Source organism: Pseudomonas sp. GD04058, from assembly GCF_029836855.1.
Lineage (GTDB): Bacteria > Pseudomonadota > Gammaproteobacteria > Pseudomonadales > Pseudomonadaceae > Aquipseudomonas > Aquipseudomonas bharatica.
The window spans coordinates 103,947-119,857 of the sequence record NZ_JAOECN010000001.1 but is presented as its reverse complement, the minus strand read 5'-3'; the positions used below and the strand labels follow the sequence as shown (position 1 = coordinate 119,857).

At 64.1% G+C, this 15,911-nt stretch carries 16 protein-coding genes; 5 read left to right on the top strand and 11 right to left on the bottom strand.

The features are described from left to right. Positions 1 to 64: 64 nt before the first annotated feature. Positions 65 to 595: a ferritin-like domain-containing protein gene (locus tag N7650_RS00530; RefSeq protein WP_279896491.1), complete on the bottom strand. Its 531-nt coding sequence runs from the start codon at positions 593 to 595 to the stop codon at positions 65 to 67. A 91-nt stretch (positions 596 to 686) separates the two neighbouring features. Next, a complete protein-coding gene (gene osmE / locus N7650_RS00525) occupies positions 687 to 1,025 on the bottom strand; it encodes an osmotically-inducible lipoprotein OsmE (protein ID WP_009394326.1) in 339 nt (112 codons plus the stop codon). Between the two features lie 134 nt (positions 1,026 to 1,159). Between osmE and N7650_RS00520 the strand changes: the two genes are divergently transcribed. The 3 genes from N7650_RS00520 (at position 1,160) to N7650_RS00510 (ending at position 3,548) form a co-directional block, all read left to right on the top strand. Further along, complete coding sequence (locus tag N7650_RS00520; RefSeq protein WP_279896489.1) at positions 1,160 to 2,050, top strand: triacylglycerol lipase; 891 nt, start codon at positions 1,160 to 1,162, stop codon at positions 2,048 to 2,050. Between the two features lie 79 nt (positions 2,051 to 2,129). Next, positions 2,130 to 2,414 (top strand): PsiF family protein, encoded by a 285-nt coding sequence (locus N7650_RS00515; RefSeq protein ID WP_009394323.1) that lies wholly within the window; start codon positions 2,130 to 2,132, stop codon positions 2,412 to 2,414. Positions 2,415 to 2,540: 126 nt separating this feature from the next. Then, a complete protein-coding gene (locus N7650_RS00510) occupies positions 2,541 to 3,548 on the top strand; it encodes a hypothetical protein (protein WP_009394322.1) in 1,008 nt (335 codons plus the stop codon). 89 nt (positions 3,549 to 3,637) lie between these two features. Here the strand turns inward: N7650_RS00510 and N7650_RS00505 are convergent, their stop codons facing one another. Then, a complete protein-coding gene (locus tag N7650_RS00505; protein ID WP_009394321.1) occupies positions 3,638 to 4,906 on the bottom strand; it encodes an Hsp70 family protein in 1,269 nt (422 codons plus the stop codon). 160 nt (positions 4,907 to 5,066) lie between these two features. Here N7650_RS00505 and cbpA point away from each other — a divergent pair, with 160 nt between their 5' ends. Together cbpA and N7650_RS00495 are read left to right on the top strand one after the other, a co-directional pair. Continuing rightward, on the top strand, positions 5,067 to 6,032 hold the full coding sequence (gene cbpA, locus N7650_RS00500; RefSeq protein ID WP_279896484.1) for a curved DNA-binding protein: 966 nt from the start codon (positions 5,067 to 5,069) through the stop codon (positions 6,030 to 6,032). A gap of 2 nt (positions 6,033 to 6,034) precedes the next feature. Beyond that, entirely contained in the window at positions 6,035 to 6,337 is a 303-nt protein-coding gene (locus N7650_RS00495; protein WP_009394319.1) for a chaperone modulator CbpM, read from the top strand. Positions 6,338 to 6,455: 118 nt separating this feature from the next. Here N7650_RS00495 and N7650_RS00490 read toward each other — a convergent pair whose 3' ends face one another. From N7650_RS00490 to N7650_RS00455, 8 genes are all read right to left on the bottom strand, one after another. Then, positions 6,456 to 6,977 carry a GNAT family N-acetyltransferase gene (locus tag N7650_RS00490; protein WP_009394318.1) on the bottom strand — a complete coding sequence of 174 codons (522 nt, stop codon included), beginning with the start codon at positions 6,975 to 6,977 and terminating at the stop codon, positions 6,456 to 6,458. A gap of 34 nt (positions 6,978 to 7,011) precedes the next feature. Continuing rightward, positions 7,012 to 7,710, bottom strand: a complete 699-nt coding sequence (gene urtE / locus N7650_RS00485) for an urea ABC transporter ATP-binding subunit UrtE (protein ID WP_009394316.1) — start codon at positions 7,708 to 7,710, stop codon at positions 7,012 to 7,014. Positions 7,711 to 7,849: 139 nt separating this feature from the next. After that, complete coding sequence (gene urtD, locus N7650_RS00480; RefSeq protein WP_009394315.1) at positions 7,850 to 8,701, bottom strand: urea ABC transporter ATP-binding protein UrtD; 852 nt, start codon at positions 8,699 to 8,701, stop codon at positions 7,850 to 7,852. Further along, positions 8,698 to 9,777 carry an urea ABC transporter permease subunit UrtC gene (gene urtC, locus N7650_RS00475; protein ID WP_279896479.1) on the bottom strand — a complete coding sequence of 360 codons (1,080 nt, stop codon included), beginning with the start codon at positions 9,775 to 9,777 and terminating at the stop codon, positions 8,698 to 8,700. Before urtC ends, urtD begins: the two co-directional genes overlap by 4 nt. Beyond that, a complete protein-coding gene (gene urtB, locus N7650_RS00470; RefSeq protein ID WP_279896477.1) occupies positions 9,777 to 11,276 on the bottom strand; it encodes an urea ABC transporter permease subunit UrtB in 1,500 nt (499 codons plus the stop codon). The genes urtC and urtB overlap by 1 nt, the downstream gene beginning before the upstream one ends. Before the next feature lie 135 nt (positions 11,277 to 11,411). Next, entirely contained in the window at positions 11,412 to 12,677 is a 1,266-nt protein-coding gene (gene urtA, locus N7650_RS00465; RefSeq protein WP_064301555.1) for an urea ABC transporter substrate-binding protein, read from the bottom strand. Between the two features lie 213 nt (positions 12,678 to 12,890). Further along, entirely contained in the window at positions 12,891 to 14,303 is a 1,413-nt protein-coding gene (gene cycA / locus N7650_RS00460; protein ID WP_279896475.1) for a D-serine/D-alanine/glycine transporter, read from the bottom strand. Between the two features lie 192 nt (positions 14,304 to 14,495). Further along, on the bottom strand, positions 14,496 to 15,863 hold the full coding sequence (locus N7650_RS00455) for a PepSY domain-containing protein (RefSeq protein WP_279896474.1): 1,368 nt from the start codon (positions 15,861 to 15,863) through the stop codon (positions 14,496 to 14,498). Between the last annotated feature and the right edge of the window lie 48 nt (positions 15,864 to 15,911).

The window sequence follows — 15,911 nt, the reverse complement described above, 5'->3', positions numbered from 1 at the left end:
CGGTGTATGCAGTACCTGTGGGAGCTGGCTTGCCAGCGATGAGGCCCTCAAGGGCAATAGAGAATCAGAGGCCTTGCAGCAGGTCCGCCATGTCATCCGCATGCTCTTCTTCCTGAGCCAGGATGTCCTCGAAGATGCGCCGCGTAGTCGGATCGCTGTCGCCAATGAAGCGCACGATCTCACGGTAGCTGTCGATGGCGATCCGCTCGGCCACCAGGTCCTCCAGCACCATTTCCTTCAGGGTGGTTCCCGCCACGTACTGGGCATGGGAATTCTTGCTTAGGTTGTCCGGGTTCAGGTCCGGCTCGCCGCCCAGTTGCACGATGCGCTCGGCCAGCTTGTCGGCATGCTCCTGCTCCTGGTTGGCATGCTCCAGGAACTCCGCCGCCGCGACGCTCGCCTTGATCCCGCTGGCCATGTAGTAGTGGCGCTTGTAGCGCAAGGTGCAGACCCACTCGGTGGCCAATGATTCGTTCAGCAGGCGCAGGATGGTCTGGCGGTCGGCGGTGTAGCCCTCGGTCACGGCGCCTTGTTCCACATGCTGGCGGGCGCGTTCGCGAAGGGTTTGGACATCGGTCAGTTCTACGGTGCTCATGATTTTCTCCAGGCTGGAAAACGGGCGCGCCGCGCTCTGGGGGCGCGGTCGCTACATCAGGTACGAGTACGGCGAAGCGGCAAAAGTTTTATCAGCCGCGGCCTTCGCGTCGGTCTTGTTCGCGTTGTTCGCAGGTTTTGAAACCCTTGTCGTCGACATGCCCGGTGGCGTCGAAGCGCACGTAGTAGGGCTGCTGATGACCTTCCTTGTTGAGGATGTAGTTATTGCAGGTACCGCCGTTGGGCAGGTCGATGACCGTGGACGGGCTGCCGCCGATAGCGATGACCTTCTGCATGGTCATGCCGTTTTCCACTTGCTTGACCAGCGGCTGGTCACGGTAGGTGACGTGATCCACCGGATTTTCCGGATTGCTGCTGCAACCGATCAGGGTGGCGCTTGCCAGAAGTGCTGCCAGGGCGTGCTTGTACATGGTCGTGCATCCTCGTGGTGGGCCGTCGTGGGCCGATATCGGTTTGGAACCGCAAGCGGCGACGGGAGTTCGATTGCGATTGCCATCGTTTCGCCTGTAGGGTTGGCCGATCACTTCACGAACCGGGAGCCGTCATGTCGCAAGCGCTCGCCACGCGTTATCCCCTGGTGCTGGTGCCGGGCATGCTCGGCTTCGTTCGCCTGCTGCTGTATCCGTACTGGTTCGGCATCGTCAGGGCCTTGCGCCGCGGCGGGGCGCAGGTCTACCCGGTCCAGGTGTCGCCGCTGCACAGCACCGAGGTGCGCGGCGAGCAGTTGCTGCCGATCATCGAGGACCTACGCCAGCGTACCGGGGTGGACAAGGTTAATCTGCTCGGCCACAGCCAGGGCGCCCTGACTGCTCGCTATGTAGCGGCGAAACGCCCGGAGTGGGTGGCCTCGGTGACCTCCATCGCCGGGCCCAACCATGGCTCGGAACTGGCCGACCATATCGAGCGCGAGTACCCGGGCGATTCGCCGCGAGGACGCATGCTCAAGGCCGTGCTGCATGGCCTGGCCTGCTTGATGGGCGTCCTGGAAACCGGCTGGAGGGGCCCCAGGTTGCCCATCGACGTACATGCCTCGCACCTGTCCCTGACATCCAGCGGCGTGGCCCGTTTCAACCAGCTTTATCCACAGGGTTTGCCGGATAGCTGGGGCGGCGAAGGCGCGGCCGAGGTCAATGGCGTGCGTTATTACTCCTGGTCCGGGGTACTCAAGCCAGGCATCACCGATCGCGGGCTGAACCGCCTGGATGGCAGCAACCGTTTCTGCCGCCTGTTCTCACGTACCTTCGTCCGTGAACGAGGGCAGTGCGACGGTATGGTCGGGCGCTTCAGTTCACATCTGGGGCAGGTGATCGGTGACGACTATCCCCTCGACCACCTGGACATCGTCAACCAGTCCCTCGGTGCGGTGGGCAAGGGCGCGCAGCCGGTGAAGCTGTTCCTTGAGCACGCCGCACGGCTCAAGGCGGCGGGCTGCTAGGCCTGGCGAGAGATGTAAAAAATCTTGTCTAAACTCCACTGACGGCCGCGCCTCCATCGCGGCGATCAGGAGAGTCACCATGAAGATGTTGCGTGTGCCGTTGCTGTTGCTGGGCCTGCTCATGGCGTCACAGGGCTTCGCCGCTACCGCCCAGCAGGAAAAGATGAAGACCTGCAACGCCGACGCGACCGCCAAGGCGCTCAAGGGCGATGAACGCAAGGCGTTCATGAGCGACTGCCTCAAGGCCAAGGCTCCTGCGACCCAGCAGGAAAAGATGAAGACCTGCAACGCTGACGCCACCGCCAAGGCACTCAAGGGCGATGAGCGCAAGACCTACATGAGCGACTGCCTGAAAAAGAAATGACCTGACCCGCCCGCGCGCCATTGCTCTGGAGCAATGGCGCGCTGCTCGCCGTCGCCCACCCCCTATGCCTGTTCACAGAAGGCTGGCAGACTGCCGCCTTTGTCGTCTTCGGCTGTCTGAGGTTGTATGACTTTTACCCAGCGTCAGGTCGTGCTGGCCAGTTGGATCATCATATTCACCGGCTTGCTGCTGGTATTGCCACTCAAGTTATTGCCGAGCCTGCTGGCCGGATTGCTGGTGTTCGAGCTGGTCAACATGCTCACGCCCAAGCTCCAGCACGTGATCGCCGGGCCGCGTGCGCGCTGGCTGGCGGTGGCCCTGCTTGGCACCTTGGTAGTCAGCACCCTTACGCTGATCTTCGCCGGGGCCATCAGCTTCCTTTTGCACGAGGCGGAAAACCCCGGGGCCTCCCTGGACCGCTTCATGCTCCTGGTAGACCAGGCTCGCGGCCAGTTGCCGCCGTTCATCGACGCCTATCTGCCGGCGAGCGCCGCAGAGTTCAAGGTCGCCATCGGCGACTGGCTCAAGACTCACCTGGGCGAACTGCAACTGGTGGGCAAGGGGGCGGCGCATATGTTCGTCACCCTGCTGATCGGCATGATCCTCGGCGCCATCGTCGCCTTGCAGCGGATTCCCGATATCTCCCGGCGCAAACCGCTGGCGGCGGCGCTGTTCGAGCGCCTGGCGCTGCTGGTGCAGGCGTTTCGCAACATCGTCTTCGCGCAGATCAAGATTTCCTTGCTCAACACGGCATTCACCGGGGTGTTCCTTGCCGTGGTGCTGCCACTGTTCGGCGTGCATCTGCCGCTGACCAAGACCCTGATCGTGCTGACCTTCCTGCTTGGCCTGCTGCCGGTGATCGGCAACCTGATGTCCAACACCCTGATCACCATCGTCGGCCTGTCGCTGTCGGTCTGGGTGGCGGTGGCGGCGCTGGGCTACCTGATCGTCATCCACAAGGTCGAGTACTTCCTCAACGCGCGGATCGTCGGAGGGCAGATCAGTGCCAAGTCGTGGGAGCTGCTGCTGGCGATGCTGGTGTTCGAGGCGGCGTTCGGGTTGCCCGGAGTGGTTGCGGGGCCGATCTACTATGCCTACCTGAAGAGTGAGTTGAAGCGGGTGGAGCTGGTCTGAAGCCTTGTGCTGACTGACCCGGCCCTATCGCTGGCAAGCCAGCTCCCACAGCCTGTGGGAGCTGGCTTGCCAGCGATGAGGCCCTCGAGTCAGGCGCCGTAGCGCTTGCGCGCCTCGATCGCCAGCCCGCTGCCGATGCTGCCGAAGATGTTGCCTTCCACATGCCGCGCGTTCGGCAGCATCGCCGCCACGCTCTGGCGCAGTGCCGGGATGCCGCTGGAACCGCCGGTGAAGAACACCGTGTCCACCTGGCCCACGCTCACGCCGGCCTTGAGCAGCAGCTCGTCGACGCTGCCGCGTACGCGCTCCAGCAGGTTGTCGATCGATGCTTCGAACAGTGCCCGGGTCAGGTCCACGTGCAGGTCCTTCTCGATCCGGCTCAGGTCCACCAAGCGATTGTCGGCATGGGTCAGCTCGATCTTGGTCGCTTCCACTTCCATTGCCAGCCAGTGCCCGGCGCGCTGGTCGATCAGCTTGAACAGGCGATCGATGCCCAGGGTGTCCTCGATGTCATAGCGCATGCTGCCCAGGGCCAGTTGCGATTTCTGCGAGTACACCGAGTTGATGGTGTGCCAGGTGGCCAGGTTGAGGTGGTAGCTGGTGGGCATCAGCGCCTGGCTTTTCATCCGGCTGCCATAGCCGAACAGCGGCATCACGCCTTGCAGGCTGAGCTGCTTGTCGAAGTCGGTACCGCCGATGTGCACGCCGCCGGTAGCGAGGATGTCGTCGTGGCGATCGTCGAGCATATGACGCTCAGGGGCCAGGCGAATCAAGGAAAAGTCCGAGGTACCACCGCCGATGTCGACGATCAGCACCAGTTCCTCGCGCTCGATCCCCGACTCGTAGTCGTAGGCCGCCGCGATGGGCTCGTACTGGAAGGACACGTCCTTGAAGCCGATCTTGCGTGCCACTTCGGCCAGGGTGTCCTCGGCCTCCTGGTCTGCAGCCTGATCGTCATCGACGAAATGCACCGGACGGCCCAGCACCACCTGCTCGAACGCGCGGCCGGCATTGGCTTCGGCGCGCTTTTTCAGCTCGCCGATGAACATCCCCAGCAGGTCCTTGAACGGCAGGGCGGTGCCCAGCACGCTGGTGTCATGCTTGATCAGCTTTGAACCGAGCAGGCTCTTCAGCGATCGCATAAGACGACCCTCGTAGCCTTCCAGGTATTCGTGCAGGGCCAGGCGACCATAGACCGGGCGGCGTTCCTCGATATTGAAGAACACCACCGAAGGCAGGGTGATCTTGCCGTCCTCGAGAACGATCAGCGTCTCTTCGCCGGGACGATGCCAGCCGACGGTGGAGTTTGACGTGCCGAAGTCGATACCACAGGCACGGGCCGGGGATGCGTGATTCATGGAAACGGTTCCGGGGGAAAAACGGCCGCGCAGTGTATGCCAGTTGCGCACAGAATCAAGACCGATTATCTGCCGCGCGACAACACCCCGGGCACCTTGAAAGGCTATGCTTGACCCCAATCTTCAGAGGCAGTGCATTTAACCGACGGTGATTCCTTCGATGGATTTCAAAGACTATTACAAGATACTGGGCGTCGAGCCGACGGCGGACGACAAGGCGATCAAGACCGCCTACCGCAAGCTGGCCCGCAAGTATCACCCGGACGTCAGCAAAGAGCGTGACGCCGAAGAGAAGTTCAAGGAGGCCAACGAGGCCTACGAAGTGCTCGGCAGCCCGGACAAGCGCGCCGAATACGACGAGATCCGCAAGTACGGCGGCCAGCACGGCCGGCCGTTCCAGGCCCCGCCCGGCTGGGAAAGCCGTGGCGGCGCCGGTGGCGGTGGCTTCGGTGGTGGCGATTTCTCGGATTTCTTCAGCTCGATCTTCGGATCGGCCGGTCGTGGCAACGGCAATCCGTTCGGCCGTGGTCAACAGCAGCGCAGCAGCGGTCGGCGAGGTCAGGACGTGGAAATGGAACTTGCAGTGTTCCTTGAGGAAACCCTGGCCAACGAATCGAAGAAGATCAGCTTCCAGGTGCCCCAGTACAACGCCATGGGCCAGCGCACCGCCGACACCACCAAGACCCTCAACGTCAAGATCCCCGCCGGGGTGACCGACGGCGAGCGCATCCGCCTCAAGGGCCAGGGCGCGCCGGGTGTTGGAGGCGGGGCGAATGGCGACCTGTACCTGGTCATCCGCTTCGCACCTCACCCGCTGTTCGATGTCGAAGGTCATGACCTGATCATCACCGTGCCCCTGGCGCCGTGGGAAGCGGCTCTGGGCACCAAGGTGGAAATGCCGACCCTCACCGGCAAGGTCAACCTCACCATCCGCCCGGACAGCCAAAGCGGCCAGCGCCTGCGGATCAAGGGCATGGGCCTGGCCAACAAGCAGGGCCAGCGCGGCGACCTTTACGCGCAGCTCAAGGTGGTGATGCCGGCGCAATCGGATGCCGCCACCCGTGAACTGTGGAACAAACTGTCGGAGAAGGCCGGGTTCAACCCGCGAACTCAATGGAGTAAGTGACCATGAGTAGCACCCTGATCGTTCAGCTGGACATGCGTACCTTTTGCCAGGAGGCCGACCTTACGGCCGATTGCGTGATGCAAATCGTCGAACACGGCATCGTTGAACCATCGGGGCGAACGCCTGAGGAATGGCTGTTCGACGACCGCTCGCCGGTTCTGGCCAAGCGCGCCGCGCGGTTGCACGCGGAGCTGGAACTGGAATGGGAAGGCGTTGCGCTGGCGCTGGAGCTGCTGGAGGAAGTGCAGCAACTGCGCAGCGAGAACGTCATGTTGCGCCAGCGTCTGGGGCGGTTCGTGCAGTGATCTTTCGGGCCTCATCGCTGGCAAGCCAGCTCCCACAGGTTCAGCGGTGCACGCGGTCCCTGTGGGAGCTGGCTTGTCGGATCGCCGCACCGCAGCGATGAGGCCCTGAAGAACACCATCAATTGGGCGGCAAAGCCCCCGGATTCAACACCAGCTGCATAAAGGTCAGATCCAGCCACCGCCCGAACTTCACCCCCACCTGCGGCATCTCGCCGGTCACCCGGAATCCCAGCCGCTCATGCAGCCGGATCGAAGCAGCATTGCCGCTCTCGATCGCCGCCACCATCACATGCTTGCCACACTGGCGCGCCCGCTCGATCAGGGCTTCCATCAACGTCGGCCCCAATCCGTGCCCACGCTGGTCGGCGCGGATATACACCGAATGTTCCACGGTATGCCGGAACCCTTCGAAAGGCCGCCAATCGCCGAACGAGGCGTAGCCAGCAACTTCTCCCGCGTCGTCCACGGCGACGATGACCGGGTATCCCTGCGCCTGTCGCCCGTCGAACCAGGCCTGCCGGTTCGCCAGGTCCACCGGCTGTTCGTTCCAGATCGCCGTGGTGTTGAGCACGGCGTCGTTGTAGATGGCGCGGATACCCGGCAAATCGGCGGGGCTGGCGTCGCGGAAGGTGTGAGGCATGGCAGTTGTCCACAGGGTAGGGCAGGGCGCCAGATTAAATGGTTACCAGCCCGCGCACACCTTCGGCTTCCATGTTTTCGCCACGGCCCTGCTGGACGATCTCGCCCCGCGACATCACCAGGTACTGGTCGGCCAGCTCGGCGGCGAAGTCGTAGAACTGCTCCACCAGCAGGATCGCCATGTCGCCGCGGGCCGCCAGTTTGCTGATCACCGCGCCGATTTCCTTGATCACCGAGGGCTGGATGCCTTCGGTGGGTTCGTCGAGGATCAACAGCCGCGGACGACTGGCCAGCGCCCGGCCGATGGCCAACTGTTGCTGCTGGCCGCCGGAGAGGTCGCCGCCGCGCCGGTGTTTCATCTGCAGCAGCACCGGGAACAGCTCATAAATGAACTCGGGCACTTTCTTCGCCTCGCTGGCGCCGAAGCGCGACAGGCCCATCAGCAGGTTTTCCTCGACGGTGAGGCGCGGGAAGATCTCGCGGCCCTGGGGCACGTAGGCGATCCCGGCCTGGACCCGCTGGTGCGGCTTGAGCTGGGTGATAGCCTGGCCTTCCCAGCTGACGCTGCCGTCGCGGGCCGGCACCAGGCCCATCAGGCAGCGCAGCAGGGTGGTCTTGCCCACGCCGTTGCGCCCGAGCAGGCAGGTGACTTCACCGACCTTGGCCTCGAACGACAGGCCGCGCAGGATATGGCTGCCGCCGTAGTACTGGTGCAGGGAATCGATTTTCAGCATGTGTTATTCCTTGGGAACTGTGTGGAACCCATCGCTGCGGTTCGGCGGTCCGACAAGCCAGCTCCCACAGGTCCGGTGCATGCAGGACCCTGTGGGAGCTGGCTTGCCAGCGATTGGGGGCAACTCGGTCCAAAGCCGGTCACCGCCCTAGATAAACCTCGATCACCCGATCATCCGCCTGCACCTGTGCCAGCGACCCTTCCGCCAGCACACTGCCCTGGTGCAGCACGGTGACGTGGTCGGCGATGCTGCCGACGAAGCCCATGTCGTGCTCCACCACCATCAGCGAGTGCTTGCCGGCAAGGCTCTTGAACAGTTCGGCGGTGAACTCGGTCTCGGCGTCGGTCATGCCGGCCACCGGCTCATCGAGCAGCAGCAATTGCGGGTCCTGCATCAGCAGCATGCCGATCTCGAGGAACTGCTTCTGCCCGTGGGACAGCAGCCCCGCCGGGCGATTGCGCGAAGGCTCCAGGCGAATGGTGGCCAGCACCTCGTCGATCCGCGTGCGCTGCTCGCCGCTGAGCCGCGCGCCGAGGCAGGCCCATACCGACTTGTCGGTCTTCTGTGCCAGCTCCAGGTTCTCGAACACCGTCAGCGCCTCGAATACCGTGGGCTTCTGGAACTTGCGGCCGATCCCCGCCTGGGCGATCTGCACTTCGCTCATGCGGGTCAGGTCGAGGGTGTCGCCGAACCAGGCCTTGCCGCTGGTGGGGCGGGTCTTGCCGGTGATCACGTCCATCATGGTGGTCTTGCCGGCGCCATTGGGGCCGATGATGCAGCGCAGCTCACCGACGCCGATGTACAGGTTGAGGCCGTTGATGGCCTTGAAACCGTCGAAGCTGACGTTGATGTCTTCCAGGGTCAGTACCGTGCCATGGCGGGCATCGAGGCCCGGCGAAACCACCTGGCCAAGGCCGATGGCGTCGCGGCCGCTGCCTTCGTCAATGATCGGCTCCAGCATGAATTCGGGATGGATCGACGGGAATCTCATTGTTCGCCCCTTTTCTTCAACAGGCCGACCACGCCCTTGGGCAGGTACAGGGTGACCAGGATGAACAGCGCACCCAGGAAGAACAGCCAGAATTCCGGAAACGCCACGGTGAACCAGCTCTTCATGCCATTGACCAGGCCGGCGCCGAGCAGCGGGCCGATCAGGGTGCCGCGTCCGCCGAGCGCGACCCATACGGCCGCTTCGATGGAGTTGGTCGGCGACATTTCGCTCGGGTTGATGATGCCCACCTGCGGCACGTACAACGCACCGGCCAGGCCGCAAAGCACGGCGCTCAGCACCCAGATGAACAGCTTGAAGCCGCGCGGATCGTAGCCGCAGAACATCAGGCGGTTTTCGGCGTCGCGCAGGGCGGTCAGCACCCGCCCGAACTTGCTCCGGGCCAGGCGCCAGCCCAGGTAGAGGCTGGCGACCAGCAGCGCCACGGTAAGCAGGAACAGCACCGCCCGGGTGCCCTGCGCGGTGATATCGAAGCCGAGCAGGGTACGGAAGTTGGTGAAACCGTTGTTGCCGCCGAAGCCGGTCTCGTTGCGGAAGAACAGGAGCATCCCGGCGAAGGTCAGGGCCTGGGTCATGATCGAGAAGTACACGCCCTTGATCCGCGAGCGGAAGGCGAAGTAGCCGAACACCAGGGCCAGCAGCCCGGGTGCCAGCACCACCAGGCACATGGCCCAGGCGAAGTGCTGGGTGCCGGCCCAGTACCAGGGCAGCTCGCTCCACGACAGGAAGCTCATGAACGCCGGCAGCCCGTCGCCGGCGGCTTCGCGCATCAGGTACATGCCCATGGCGTAGCCGCCGAGGGCGAAGAACAGGCCGTGGCCGAGGGACAGCAGCCCGGCGTAGCCCCAGACCAGGTCCAGGGCCAGGGCGACGATGGCGTAGCAGAGGATCTTGCCCACCAGGGTCAAGGTGTAGGCCGAGACCTGCAGGGTGTGGCCGTCCGGCAGCAGCGAAAGCAGCGGCAACGCGACCAGTACCAGCAGGACGACGGCGCCGATGGCCAGGGACAGTTTCGGTCCGGCTTTTTGCGTGGCGGTGACAAGCAGAGGCTGGTTCATCAGTCGATTACCCGTCCCTTGAGGGCGAACAGGCCTTGCGGGCGTTTCTGAATGAACAGAATGATCAGCGCAAGGATGAGGATCTTGCCGAGCACCGCACCGATCTGCGGTTCCAGCAGCTTGTTGGCGATGCCCAGGCCGAATGCGGCCCAGAGGCTGCCCGCCAGTTGCCCGACGCCGCCGAGCACCACCACCAGGAAGGAGTCGATGATGTAGCTCTGGCCGAGGTCAGGGCCGACGTTGCCGATCTGGCTCAGGGCCACGCCACCCAGGCCGGCGATGCCCGAGCCGAGGCCGAAGGCGAGCATATCGACGCGCCCGGTCGGTACGCCGCAGCAGGCGGCCATGTTGCGGTTCTGGGTCACGGCACGCACGTTGAGGCCCAGGCGCGTGCGGTTGAGCAGCAACCAGGTCAGCAGCACCACGAACAGGGCGAAGCCGATGATGACGATGCGGCTCCACGGCAGGACCAGGTTCGGCAGCACCTGAATGCCGCCGGACAGCCAGGCCGGGTTGGCGACTTCCACGTTCTGTGCGCCGAAGACCAGGCGGATGGCCTGGATCAGGATCAGGCTGATGCCCCAGGTGGCGAGCAGGGTTTCCAGCGGTCGGCCATACAGATGGCGGATCACCGTGCGCTCAAGGGCCATGCCGACCCCGGCGCTGACGGCGAAGGCCACCGGCAGCGCCAGCAGCGGATAGAACTCCAGCGCGCCGGGGGCATAGCGCTGGACCATGATCTGCACCACATAGGTGGTGTAGGCACCGAGCATCAGCATCTCGCCGTGGGCCATGTTGATCACGCCGAGCAGGCCGAAGGTGATCGCCAGGCCAAGGGCCGCGAGGAGCAGGATCGAACCAAGGGACAGCCCGCTGAAGGCCTGGCCGAGGATCTCGCCGACCAGCAGCTTGCGCTTGACCTGGGCCAGGCTGGTTTCCGCGGCGGTGCGCACTCCGGCGTCACTTTCCACGGCTGGGTCGAGCAGGGCTTCGAGGCGGGTGCGGGCCATGGGGTCGCCGGTCTCGCCGAGCAGGCGCACGGCGGCGAGGCGCACCGAAGGCTCGGCGGCGGCCAGTTGCAGGTTGGCCAGGGCCAGGCCGAGAGCGGCGTGGACGCTGTCGTCCTTTTCCGTGGCGTACTGGCGGTCGAGGAAGGCGACCTGCGCCGGTTGCGCGGTTTTTTGCAGCTGCTGCGCGGCCTGCAGGCGGGTAGCCGGGTCGCCGCTGAGCAACTGATGGCTGGCCAGGGCGTTGTCCACCAGGCCGCGCAGGCGATTGTTCAGGCGCAGCTTGCGGTTGTCGTCGGGGCTGATGCGGCCTTGCTGCAGGGAGGTAAGCAGGGTCAGCCGGGCAGGATCGGGTTGCGCCGCCCAGTCCTGGAGCAGGCGGGCCTGGTCGTTGGGCTTGGCGGCGGCGAAGTATTCGGCTTCGCTGGCGTGCGCGGCCAAGGGCAGCAGCAGGCACAGGGAAAGCAGGAGTCGGTAGAGGGCCTTGGGCATGGAGCGGGGTCCCTTTTCTGGTAGGGGGAGGTGCGGTGTTCTTCCGGGCCTCATCGCTGGCAAGCCAGCTCCCACAGGTCCGGTGCATGCAGGACCCTGTGGGAGCTGGCTTGCCAGCGATTGGACCTCAGGGGATCAGTTGCCCTTCACGGCATAATCCGGCCGCTTGTCATTGCCCTGGATGAACGGACTCCACGGCTGCGCCCGCAGTGGCTGCTCGGTCTCCCAGACCACGTTGAACTGCCCGTCATCCTGGATTTCGCCGATCATCACCGGCTTGTGCAGGTGGTGGTTGGTCTTGTCCATGGTCAGGGTGAAGCCGGACGGCGCCTTGAAGGTCTGCCCGGCGAGGGCTTCGCGGACCTTGTCGACATCGGTGCTGCCGGCCTTCTCCACGGCCTGCGCCCACATGTGGATGCCGACGTAGGTAGCTTCCATCGGGTCGTTGGTCACCGCCTTGTCGGCGCCTGGCAGGTTCTTCGCCTTGGCGTAGGCCTTCCAGTCGGAAACGAATTGGGTGTTGACCGGGTTGTCTACCGACTCGAAGTAGTTCCAGGCGGCAAGGTGACCCACCAGCGGCTTGGTATCGATGCCGCGCAGCTCTTCTTCACCCACCGAGAAGGCCACGACCGGTACGTCGGTGGCCTTCAGGCCCTGGTTGGCCAGTTCCTTGTAGAACGGCACGTTGGAGTCGCCGTTGACCGTGGAGATGACCGCGGTCTTGCCGCCTGCGGAGAATTTCTTGATGTTGGCGACGATGGTCTGGTAGTCGCTGTGGCCGAACGGGGTGTAGACCTCTTCGATGTCCTTGTCCGCCACGCCCTTCGAATGCAGGAAGGCGCGCAGGATCTTGTTGGTGGTGCGCGGATAGACGTAGTCGGTACCGAGCAGGAAGTAGCGCTTGGCCGCGCCGCCTTCCTCGCTCATCAGGTACTCAACGGCCGGGATCGCCTGCTGGTTCGGCGCCGCACCGGTGTAGAACACGTTCGGCGACATTTCCTCGCCTTCATACTGCACCGGGTAGAACAGCAGGCCGTTGAGCTCCTCGAACACTGGCAGCACCGACTTGCGCGACACCGAGGTCCAGCAGCCGAACACCACCGCGACCTTGTCCTGGGTCAGCAGCTGGCGGCTTTTCTCGGCGAACAGCGGCCAGTTCGACGCCGGGTCCACCACCACCGGCTCCAGCAGCTTGCCGTTGACCCCGCCCTTGGCGTTGATCTGCTCGATGGTCATCAGCGCCATGTCCTTGAGCGAGGTCTCGGAAATCGCCATGGTCCCGGACAGGGAATGCAGGATGCCGACCTTGATGGTCTCGGCGGCCTGGATGCTCCAGCTCAGGCCCATCGCGGCGATGGATGCGCTGAGGGTAAAGGCCTTGATCAGACTGCGACGCTTCATGGGTGCTCTCTCCGTTGAGTTCGTATTGGCGGTAAGGCAAATGGCGACTGCGCGGATAGAGCGATAGCAAAGGCTATGCCGGATTGTGTACAGGCTCTGGAGCAAGGGTTTCGGCGGATTGTGCGCTAGTGGTGCACCGCCCTGGAGCCCAAGGCGGTGGCACGGTGCAGGCTGTTGCGCCCAGATGGTGCGCAATAGCCAGCAAGGGAAGGATCAACCCCGGGGAGCGTCGATCTGGCCGCGCGGGTGGCGGCGGCTGCGGACGAACTGATAGGTCACGGTGAGGATCAGGAACCAGATCGGGGTGACCATCAGCGCCTGGCGGGTGTCGGTCTCGAAGCTCAGCAGCACCAGGATGAAGGCGAAGAACACCAGGCATGCCCAGCACATGAAGCGGCCGCCGGGCATCTTGTACTTCGACGCCGCGTGCAGTGCTGCGCGCTGTTTGCGGTAGGTCAGCCAGGACAGCAGGATCAGCGACCAGACGAACATGAACAGCACCGCCGACACGGTGGTGACCAGGGTAAAGGCTTCGACCAGGTCGGGGATCAGGTACATCAACGCCGCGCCCAGCAGCAGGCAGGTGCAGGAGAAGTACAGGCCGTTGGCCGGCACGTCACGGTTCGACAGCTTCTCGAAGGCTTTCGGTGCATCGCCTTCCTGGGCCAGGCCGAAGAGCATGCGGCTGGTGGAGAACACGCCGCTGTTGGCCGAGGACGCGGCCGAGGTCAGCACCACGAAGTTGATCACCGCCGCCGCAGCCGGCAGCCCGGCCAGGACGAATAGCTCGACGAACGGGCTCTTGTTCGGTACCACGTCGCGCCACGGGGTGACGGCCATGATGGCGATCAGGGCGAAGACGTAGAACATGATGATGCGCAGCGGGATCGAATTGATCGCCCGGGGCAGGGTGCGCTCCGGGTCCTTGGCTTCGGCGGCGGTGGTGCCGACCAGCTCGATGCCGACGAAGGCGAACACGGCGATCTGGAAGCCGGCGAAGAAGCCCATCAGGCCGTGGGGGAACATGCCCTGGTCGTTCCACAGGTTGCCCAGGCTGGCGGTATCGCCATTGGGCGACTGGAAGCCGCTGACCACCATATACAGGCCGGTGCCGATCAGGCTGAGAATGGCAACGATCTTGATCATCGCGAACCAGAACTCGATCTCGCCGAACAGCTTCACGGTGATCAGGTTCAGCGACAGCAGCACGCCGACGCAGAGGATCGCCGGTATCCACTGCGGCAGGTCGGGAAACCAGAACTGCGAGTAGGAGGCGATGGCGATCACATCGGCGATGCCGGTGATGACCCAGCAGAACCAGTAGGTCCAGCCGGTGAAATACCCGGCCCAGGGGCCCAGCAGGTCGGCGGAGAAGTCGATGAAGGATTTGTAGTTGAGGTTCGACAGCAGCAGCTCGCCCATTGCCCGCATGACGAAGAACAGCATGAAGCCGATGATCATGTAGACGAAGATGATCGAAGGTCCGGCCAGACTGATGGTCTTGCCCGAGCCCATGAACAGACCGGTCCCGATGGCACCGCCGATGGCAATCAACTGGATGTGTCGATTGGTCAGGTTGCGTTGCAGGTGATGTTCCTGCGCGTCCTTTGTAATGTCTTGATTCATTGCGTGCATTCCATAAATCGCAGTCTTCTTGTATGTGAAGCGGCGGCTAGGCTAACACGCTAGCCTGCGGGGCAGCCGCGACAAGATGACTCGACTTTAGGCGGACGCCTTGTGGGAGCTGGCTTGCCAGCGATAGCCATGGTGAATTCACTACAGTAATCGCTGGCAAGCCAGCTCCCATGGTCACCGCGTTCAGGCCCTGGCTACCAGCAGGCGCTTGCCGAACACCCGGTCCAGTCCCCACACCACCAGCATCGACAGCCCCACCAGCGGGAACGCTACGCCCAGCACGATCATCACCACCGTCGCCACCTTCCAGCGCGGCAGGTCATGACGCAGCGGCGGAACACCGAGGCCACCTTCGGGCCGACGCTTCCACCACATGACCAGCCCGCTCACCGAGCCGAGCAGGACCATCACGCAGATCAGCAGGATCAGCATCTGGTTGAGCCAACCGAACATCTTCCCTTCATGCAGCATCACCCCCAGCTCCGTGGCCCGGGCGACGGTGCTGTAGTCCTGCCAGCGCACATCCACCAGGACCTTGCCGGTGTACTGGTCGATATGCAGGGTGGCATCGTTGCGCGGGTCGTCGGCGAACACGGCAATGGTGAACACGCCGCTGCCGGTGCTTGGCAGGGTGATGCTGTAGCCCGGCTCGACGCCGCGTTCAGTGGCGATGTCCTCGACCTTCTGCAGGCTGACCTCGGGCGCCGCCGGCCCGCTGTCCATGTGCATATGGCCCTGGTGTTCGGCATGGGCGCCGCCAGACTGCGGCATCGGCGTGTTTTCCACCGCCCAGGGCACGGTCTGCCGCGCAGCGGTATTGAGCGTGCGGGCTTCCTGGTCGGACTTCGGCACGTCATTCCACATCGCTGCCGGAAAGCGGTTCCACAAGTCGGCGTACTGCTTGCCCCAGAACCCGGTCCAGGTCATGCCGCTGAGCAGCATCAGCAACAGGACCAGCGAACCCCAGAAGCCGCTGACCGCATGCAGGTCGCGCCACAGCAGCCGCCCGCGGGCATTCATCCGCGGCCAGAAGACTCCGGCGAAGCGTCCGCCGCGTGGCCACCATAGGTAAAGGCCGGACACCACCAGGACGATGCCCCAGCCGGCCGCCAGTTCCACTACCCGGTCGCCGACGGTACCGACCATCAGTTCGCCGTGCAGGGCCCGGGCCACGGCCTGCAGGTTGCTTTTGGCGTCCTGCTCGCCAAGTACCCGGCCGCTGTACGGATCGACGAACACGTTGAGTTCCTGCCCTTCGCGCTTGACCACGAACTGCGCGCTGCGGTCGGCCGCGGGTGCCGGCAGGTACTGGCTGACCTGGCCGCCCGGGTAGGCCGCCTGCACCTGCTGCAGCAGGTGATCGGCCGGATGCCGGTGATGGCCGGCCTCGACCACCATCAGCGAGCGGTACATCAGCGGATCAAGTTGTGGCTTGAATAGGTAGATGATCCCGGTGATCGCCAGCAGGATCATCACTGGCGCAACGAACAGGCCGGCATAGAAGTGCCAGCGCCACGCCAGGTTGTAGAAGGAAAACGATGGCTTGCTCATGGAACGCTCCCGAATGAGGGACGCGGCACGCGGCCGCGCCCGGGCTGG